Here is a 5,928-nt window from a genome sequence, read left to right as displayed (position 1 = left end):
ACCTCCGCCGAAGCCGGCGCGGCGTTCAGCGGCGGCGCAAGTCCGCGACCCGGGCCCGGTCCGGGCCGGCCGACTGGTCGCCCAGGGGAGGGGCGGAGCGGAGGGTGTTGGCGGGGAGCTGGCCCCTGCGCGGCCCCGGCAGCTGGGCGCGGCGGGTTGCCGGGACCTGGTCACCCCCCGGGTTACCGTTCGCCCCGGCCACGGCGATCTGCACCCCCTGATCGGCGAGGGCCTGCAACTCGGTGGCGGCGCGGTCGTCATGGGCGGGCGGTTCGTCGGTGACCAGGCGGGTGATCAGGTCCGTCGGCACGGTCTGGAACATCGTGTCCGTGCCCAGCTTGGTGTGGTCCGCGAGGACCACGACCTCCGCCGCGGCCTGCACCAGCGCCCGGTCGACGGAGGCGGAGAGCATGTTGGAGGTGGACAGGCCCCGCTCGGCGGTCAGTCCGCTCCCGGAGAGGAAGGCCTTCGACACCCGCAGCCCCTGGAGCGACTGTTCGGCCCCGGAGCCGACGAGGGCGTAGTTGGACCCGCGCAGGGTGCCCCCGGTCATCACCACCTCCACCCGGTTCGCATGGGCCAGCGCCTGTGCGACCAGGAGGGAGTTGGTGACCACCGTGAGACCGGGCACGCGGGCGAGCCGGCGGGCCAGCTCCTGCGTGGTCGTACCGGCCCCGACCACGATCGCCTCGCCCTCTTCGACGAGGCCGGCGGCGAGATCGGCGATCGCCGTCTTCTCGGCGGTCGCAAGATGGGACTTCTGCGGGAAGCCGGACTCCCGCGTGAAGCCACCCGGCAGTACGGCACCGCCGTGCCGGCGGTCGAGGAGTCCTTCCGCCTCCAGTGCCCGCACGTCCCGCCGTACGGTCACTTCGGAGGTCTGGACGACGCGGGCGAGTTCACGGAGCGACACCGCACCGTTCGCTCGCACCATTTCGAGGATCAATTGGCGACGTTCAGCAGCGAACACGAAACTGACAGTAACCCCAGCGACCGTCTGCTTTCAGCAGTTTGCGCCGAATAACAGAAGTTGTTCGCATGGCGGTACCGGAAGTGGTATAAGACCTACCCACCGCGACTATGCCGGACGCATACCCGGCAACTCCCCGTGACCAGCGAGGAGTTGCCGCAGCCGTCAGCCCTCGGCGCTCGCCTTGCGGGTGTGCAGCTGCCGGGCGACCTCCGCGATCGACCCCGAAAGGGAGGGGTAGACCGTGAACGCGTTCGCGATCTGTTCGACCGTCAGGTTGTTGTCGACGGCGATCGAGATGGGGTGGATGAGTTCCGAGGCGCGCGGCGCGACGACCACACCGCCCACGACGATCCCCGTGCCCGGCCGGCAGAAGATCTTGACGAAGCCGTCCCGGATGCCCTGCATCTTGGCCCGCGGGTTGCGCAGCAGCGGCAGCTTGACGACCCGGGCGTCGATCTTGCCCGCGTCCACGTCCGCCTGCGTGTAGCCGACGGTGGCGATCTCCGGGTCGGTGAAGACGTTGGAGGAGACCGTCTTGAGGTTGAGCGGGGCCACCGCGTCGCCCAGGAAGTGGTACATGGCGATCCGGCCCTGCATGGCGGCGACGGACGCGAGCGCGAAGACACCGGTCACGTCGCCGGCGGCGTAGACGCCCGGCGCGGTGGTGCGGGAGACCTTGTCGGTCCAGATGTGCCCGGAGTCGCGCAGCTTGACGCCGGCCTCCTCCAGGCCGAGGTTTGCGCTGTTCGGGATGGCCCCGACGGCCATGAGGCAGTGACTGCCGGTGACGACCCGGCCGTCGGCGAGGGTGACCTCGACGCGGTCGCCGACGCGCTTGGCGGACTGCGCGCGGGACCGGGCCATGACGTTCATGCCGCGGCGGCGGAAGACGTCCTCCAGGACGGCGGCGGCATCCGGGTCCTCGCCGGGCAGCACGCGGTCGCGGGACGACACGAGGGTGACCTTGGAGCCGAGGGCCTGGTAGGCGCCGGCGAACTCGGCACCGGTGACACCGGAGCCGACCACGATCAGCTCTTCCGGCAGTTCGTCGAGGTCGTAGACCTGGGTCCAGTTGAGGATGCGCTCGCCGTCGGGCTGGGCGTCGGGCAGCTCGCGGGGGTGGCCGCCGGTGGCGATGAGCACGGCGTCGGCGGTGAGGGTCTCCTCGGTGCCGTCGGCGACGGTGACGACGACCTTCCTCGACCCGTCGAGCGCCTGCATCCCCTCCAGTCGTCCGCGCCCGCGCATGACCCGGGCGCCGGCGCGCGTCACGGAGGCGGTGATGTCGTGCGACTGCGCCAGCGCGAGCCGCTTGACCCGTCGGTTGACCTTGCCCAGGTCCACGCCGACGACCCGGGCCGCCCGCTCCAGCGGCGGGGTGTCGTCGGCGACGATGATCCCGAGTTCCTCGTACGACGAATCGAAGGTCGTCATGACCTCGGCCGTGGCGATAAGGGTCTTCGACGGCACGCAGTCGGTCAGCACCGACGCTCCGCCCAGGCCGTCGCAGTCGACGACGGTCACCTCCGCCCCGAGCTGCGCGGCCACCAGCGCCGCTTCGTATCCGCCGGGTCCGCCACCGATGATCACGATCCGAGTCACGTACTCCATTGTCCCGCACGCTTCAAGGTGCTACTGCCCGGGGGCGGCGGTGACCATGTTCACGGGCGGAACCGCTCGCTCCCTCCGGGGCGCACGGGGCGCATCCGGGCGCTGCCGTACTCTCTCCCCATGTCGCTCTATGCCGCGTACGCCGGCAACCTCGACGCCCGGCTGATGGCCCGCCGCGCCCCGCACTCGCCGCTGCGCGCCACCGGCTGGCTGAACGACTGGCGGCTGACCTTCGGCGGCGAGCAGCTCGGCTGGGAGGGCGCGCTGGCGACGATCGTCGAGGGGCCGCTGGACCAGGTCTTCGTCGGCCTGTACGACATCGCCCCCATGGACGAGGAGTCCCTCGACCGCTGGGAGGGCGTGGGCCTCGGCATCTACCGGCGCGTCCGGGTCCGCGTCCACACCCTGGACGGCGAGAAGCAGGCCTGGACCTACGTCCTCAATGACTACGAGGGCGGCCTCCCCTCGGCCCGCTATCTGGGCGAGGTCGCCGACGCGGTCGAGTCCGCCGGCGCACCCCACGACTACGTGATGGAGCTGCGCAAGCGCCCCTGCTGACCCGCACCGGCCGCCACCTTGCGGTTACTTCGGGTAACGCTTCGTCGGAAACGACAAGACAACGATCGCAATCCGGTGAGGTCTGTCATCTACGCGCGTAGGCGAAGAGCGGCTACCCTCGTCCACGTGAACGCATCTCTTCTTCCGGACGACATCCAGGGCGACCCCTACGCCGCCGCCGACGCCGCCGCCGCGCGCCTGCGCGAACTGACCGGCGCCGAGACCCACGACGTCGCCCTCGTGATGGGCTCCGGCTGGGCTCCGGCCGTCGACGCCCTGGGCGCCCCCGACGCGGAGTTCCAGGTCACGGAGCTGCCGGGCTTCCCGCCGCCGGCCGTCGAGGGACACGGCGGCAAGATCCGCTCGTACTCCTTCGGTGACAAGCGCGCTCTGGTCTTCCTGGGCCGCACGCACTACTACGAGGGCCGCGGCGTCGCCGCCGTCGCGCACGGCGTCCGCACGGCCGTCGCCGCCGGCTGCAAGACCCTGGTGCTCACCAACGGCTGCGGCGGTCTGCGCGCGGGCATGCGCCCCGGCCAGCCGGTCCTGATCAGCGACCACATCAACCTCACGGCCACCTCGCCGATCGTGGGCGCCAACTTCGTCGACCTGACAGACCTGTACTCGCCGCGCCTGCGCGCCCTGTGCAAGGAGATCGACCCCTCCCTCGAAGAGGGCGTCTACGCGCAGTTCCCCGGCCCGCACTACGAGACCCCGGCCGAGATCCGCATGGCCCGTGTCATCGGCGCGGACCTGGTCGGCATGTCGACGGTCCTGGAGGCCATCGCCGCGCGCGAGGCGGGCGCGGAGGTCCTGGGCATCTCCCTGGTCACCAACCTCGCCGCCGGCATGACGGGCGAACCCCTCAACCACGAGGAGGTCCTCCAGGCGGGCCGCGACTCGGCCGCCCGCATGGGGTCGCTGCTCGCGCAGGTCCTGGGCAAGCTGTAGGACCGGACGGGGCGGGGCGGCGTAGGGGCCGCCCCGCACCCCGAAGCGGCCCCGGCCGGGCACGACGCGTCACCGCGGTACCGGCGGGCCGCACGCACCCGCGGGCAGAAGAAGCGGTATCCGGGGGCCGAGCCCCCGGGGGACCAGGCAGACACAGGAGAGGTTGATCCCAAGGTGCACGACGATCTCATCGCGCGGGCCAAGGCGTGGCTCGCCGAGGACCCCGACACGGACACCCGTGCCGAACTCGCCGCGCTGATCGACGCCGGTGACGTCGAGGAGCTGGCGGCCCGCTTCGGCGGCACCCTCCAGTTCGGCACCGCGGGTCTGCGCGGCGAACTCGGGGCCGGCCCGATGCGCATGAACCGCAGCGTCGTCATCCGCGCCGCCGCCGGTCTCGCGGCGTACCTGAAGAAGAACGGCACCCCTCACGGGGGCGACGACGCCGGCCTCGTGGTCATCGGCTACGACGCCCGCCACAAGTCCGCCGACTTCGCCCGCGACACCGCCGCCGTGATGACCGGCGCCGGCCTGCGCGCCGCCGTGCTCCCCCGCCCGCTGCCCACCCCGGTGCTGGCCTTCGCGATCCGGCACCTGGGCGCGGTCGCGGGCGTGGAGGTCACCGCCAGCCACAACCCGCCCCGGGACAACGGCTACAAGGTGTACCTGGGCGACGGCTCCCAGATCGTGCCGCCCGCCGACGCGGGGATCGCCGCCGAGATCGACGCGATCGCCTCGCTGGACGACGTACCGCGCCCGGAGTTCGGCTGGCAGGTCCTGGACGAGTCCGTCCTCAAGGCGTACCTCGCCCGCACCGACGCCGTGCTGGCCGCCGGCTCCCCCCGCACCGCCCGCACCGTCTACACGGCGATGCACGGCGTCGGCAAGGACGTGCTGCTCGCCGCGTTCGCCCGCGCCGGCTTCCCGGAGCCCGAACTCGTCGCCGAACAGGCCGAACCCGACCCCGACTTCCCGACGGTCGCCTTCCCCAACCCGGAGGAGCCGGGCGCGATGGACCTGGCCTTCGCCCGGGCCCGCGCGACCGACCCCGACCTGGTCATCGCCAACGACCCGGACGCCGACCGCTGCGCCGTGGCCGTGCGCGACGGCGGCGACTGGCGCATGCTGCGCGGCGACGAGGTGGGCGCCCTGCTCGCCGCCCACCTGGTCGGCCGCGGTGCGAGCGGCACCTTCGCGGAGTCGATCGTCTCCTCCTCCCTGCTCGGCCGGATCGCCGAGCAGGCCGGGCTGCCGTACGAGGAGACGCTCACCGGCTTCAAGTGGATCGCCCGCGTCGACGGCCTGCGCTACGGCTACGAGGAGGCCCTCGGCTACTGCGTGGACCCCGAGGGCGTGCGCGACAAGGACGGCATCACCGCGGCCCTCCTGATCACCGAGCTGGCGTCCGGGCTGAAGGAGGCGGGCCGTACCCTCCTCGACCTGCTGGACGACCTCGCCGTCGAGCACGGTCTGCACGCCACCGACCAGCTCTCCGTCCGCGTCCAGGACCTCTCCCTGATCGCCGACGCGATGCGCCGCCTGCGCGAGCAGCCGCCGACCGGGCTGGCCGGCCTGGCCATCACCCGCGCCGAGGACCTGACCAAGGGCACGGACCGGCTGCCGCCGACCGACGGCCTGCGCTACACCCTCGACGGCGCCCGGGTCGTCGTCCGCCCCAGCGGCACCGAGCCCAAGCTGAAGTGCTACCTGGAGGTCGTCGTCCCGGTCGCGGACCACGCCGGCCTGCCCGCCGCCCGCACCCGCGCGACGGCCCTCCTGGACGCCCTCAAGCGGGACCTCTCGACGGCCGCCGGCATCTGACCCCAGCGCCCCAC

5 protein-coding genes are annotated in these 5,928 nt (G+C 72.5%); 3 read left to right on the top strand and 2 right to left on the bottom strand.

Annotation, left to right across the window (positions count from 1 at the left end):
• Positions 1 to 25: 25 nt before the first annotated feature.
• Entirely contained in the window at positions 26 to 970 is a 945-nt protein-coding gene (locus FRZ03_RS38360; RefSeq protein ID WP_146469785.1) for a DeoR/GlpR family DNA-binding transcription regulator, read from the bottom strand.
• Positions 971 to 1,135: 165 nt separating this feature from the next.
• Complete coding sequence (locus tag FRZ03_RS38355) at positions 1,136 to 2,584, bottom strand: NAD(P)H-quinone dehydrogenase (RefSeq protein ID WP_146469784.1); 1,449 nt, start codon at positions 2,582 to 2,584, stop codon at positions 1,136 to 1,138.
• Between the two features lie 120 nt (positions 2,585 to 2,704).
• On the opposite strand from FRZ03_RS38355, the gene FRZ03_RS38350 reads away from it, so the two are divergent.
• From FRZ03_RS38350 to FRZ03_RS38340, 3 genes are all read left to right on the top strand, one after another.
• Entirely contained in the window at positions 2,705 to 3,142 is a 438-nt protein-coding gene (locus tag FRZ03_RS38350; RefSeq protein WP_146469783.1) for a gamma-glutamylcyclotransferase family protein, read from the top strand.
• Positions 3,143 to 3,268: 126 nt separating this feature from the next.
• Positions 3,269 to 4,093, top strand: a complete 825-nt coding sequence (locus FRZ03_RS38345; RefSeq protein ID WP_146469782.1) for a purine-nucleoside phosphorylase — start codon at positions 3,269 to 3,271, stop codon at positions 4,091 to 4,093.
• A 174-nt stretch (positions 4,094 to 4,267) separates the two neighbouring features.
• Positions 4,268 to 5,914: a phospho-sugar mutase gene (locus FRZ03_RS38340; RefSeq protein ID WP_146469781.1), complete on the top strand. Its 1,647-nt coding sequence runs from the start codon at positions 4,268 to 4,270 to the stop codon at positions 5,912 to 5,914.
• The last annotated feature ends 14 nt before the right edge of the window (positions 5,915 to 5,928 follow it).

This window comes from Streptomyces misionensis, from assembly GCF_007896895.1.
GTDB lineage: Bacteria > Actinomycetota > Actinomycetes > Streptomycetales > Streptomycetaceae > Streptomyces > Streptomyces misionensis_A.
This window is presented reverse-complemented; position numbering and strand designations above follow the sequence as displayed.

Bases quoted from the DNA above. Each gene is read 5' to 3' on its own strand.
- FRZ03_RS38350 (WP_146469783.1), top strand. From the start codon at position 2,705: ATGTCGCTCTATGCCGCGTACGCCGGCAACCTCGACGCCCGGCTGATG.
- FRZ03_RS38355 (WP_146469784.1), bottom strand. From the start codon at position 2,584: ATGGAGTACGTGACTCGGATCGTGATCATCGGTGGCGGACCCGGCGGA.